Origin of the sequence: Ruminococcus sp. RTP21358st1_G6_RTP21358_211008, assembly GCF_040908885.1 — a bacterium.
Lineage (GTDB): Bacteria > Bacillota > Clostridia > Lachnospirales > Lachnospiraceae > Blautia_A > Blautia_A faecis.
In genome coordinates this window covers 1-1,869 of sequence record NZ_JBDGDM010000103.1, presented here as the reverse complement: position 1 = coordinate 1,869, position 1,869 = coordinate 1, and the positions used below count along the sequence as shown (strand labels likewise).

The 1,869-nt window shown below is 42.6% G+C and carries 1 protein-coding gene; it reads left to right on the top strand.

Annotated features, from left to right (window positions below; translation table 11 throughout):
* Positions 1-114: 114 nt before the first annotated feature.
* Complete coding sequence (locus AB5Z12_RS20690) at positions 115-1,407, top strand: IS110 family transposase (protein ID WP_148463491.1); 1,293 nt, start codon at positions 115-117, stop codon at positions 1,405-1,407.
* Positions 1,408-1,869: the final 462 nt, after the last annotated feature.

Genomic DNA, 1,869 nt, shown 5'->3' with positions numbered 1-1,869 from the left:
AGCTTCCTGTATAATAAAAAACGTAGATGTTGAAAATTGAAAATACCTCAGAGTACAATAAGACTACTGACTGGCAGGTTAGTAAAAATCTTATTGAACAGAGAGGTATCTACAATGAAGTCTAACACACAGAACGCAAAAATTGAAGCTATTACAGAAAAAACTTTGGTGCTCGGAATTGATGTCGGAAGTGAAACGCACTATGCCAGAGCTTTTGATTACAGAGGAATCGAGTATTCGAAGAAGCCATTTAAGTTTAGCAACACAGAGGCTGGATTTGTGACATTTAAGGAATGGATCCTGGACATCAAAGAAAGACATGAGAAGGATAAGGTGGTTCTAGGTATGGAACCGACCGGGCACTACTGGTTCAATCTTGGAAAGTTTCTACAGGATAATGAAATGAAACCGGTTCTTGTAAATCCTCACCATGTGAAAAAATCAAAAGAACTCGACGACAATAATCCAACTAAAAATGACCGTAAGGATCCGAAAGTTATAGCAGGATTAGTTAGAGAGGGACGTTACATGATCCCATACCTGCCGGATGGTGTTTACGCTGATCTTAGAACAGCATCAAACATAAGATTCCAGTTACAAGCGGAACTTACAAGAATTCAAAACAGGATCAGTCGTTGGTTCAATATATATTTTCCTGAATATAAGACGGTATACGGAAAGCCGGATGCCAAGAGCGGAATACTCATCCTTAAAGCAGCACCACTCCCTGAAGATATCCTGACGTTAGGTATCGATGGAGTGAACCAGATCTGGCGTGATGCGAAGTTAAGAGCAGTTGGAAAAGCGAGGGCGAAGACCCTGATAGAAGCTGCAGAGCACAGTGTCGGAAGCAAAGAAGGAGCAGTAGCTGCAAGAATGGAAATCCGAATGCTTCTGGAGGACTATGAATCCAGAAGCATACGTCTTCAGGAAGTTATGACTCTGATTGAAGGGTTGGTAAAACAGATTCCGATGGCTGAGAAGCTGTTGGAGATCAAAGGTGTGGGAATCAGGACAGTGTCAGGGTTCCTTGCAGAAGTAGGTGATATTAGCCGCTTTAACAATCCGAAGGAACTGCAGAAGCTTGCAGGATTGGCATTGGTTGAAAATAGTTCGGGAAAGCACAAGGGCGAGACAACAATAAGCAGACGAGGTCGAAAGAGACTCAGATATCTGCTCTTTGAGGTTGCAATGTCGCTTGTAGCGAAGAACCCGGAGTTCAGGGAACTCCATAATTATTATACAACCAGGAGGCTGAATCCCTTGAAGAAAATGCAGTCACTTATGGCGATTGCAGCCAAGCTGATACGAGTCTTTTATGTCATGCTGACTAAAGGTGTGAATTATGATCCGAAAAAGATGGTAAATGACATCAAGAGACCAGCAGTTTATCTACAGACTGCGTAAGAAAGACAAGTAACTATAGTGGAGGTTGTCACGTGGGCAGCCACTGAATCAAGCAGAATGTAACAGATAACGTCCACTGCTCACAGTGCTGGTACAGGAAGCAAGTCAGTAATCAACAATACAAAGAATGAGCCAGTAGTCGGCAGGAATTTTTACCATAGGGCATGACCCTGTAATGGAGCATAGCTGACACCCTGGTTATGGGCAGGCAGGACGAAGGAAGTTAGGACCTCTGGAGACAGAGATGATCCTGGTGGATATAGGAGGTTAGCTGCCATAGAGGGAAGGGTATACACAAGGCCAGTAAAGCGAAAATCAATGACGTTTTATTTCGTATACCATTCAACCGCTATTTCAGTACCTGATACATCGAAATGCTCATAGCTGTGGCTTATTCACTGAGATATGAAAGGTTGAAAAACCTTGAATTTTCAATAAAAAACACTTGATTATATGAGGAGG

Coding starts and splice junctions, on each gene's coding strand:
- AB5Z12_RS20690 (WP_148463491.1), top strand. CDS start 115: ATGAAGTCTAACACACAGAACGCAAAAATTGAAGCTATTACAGAAAAA.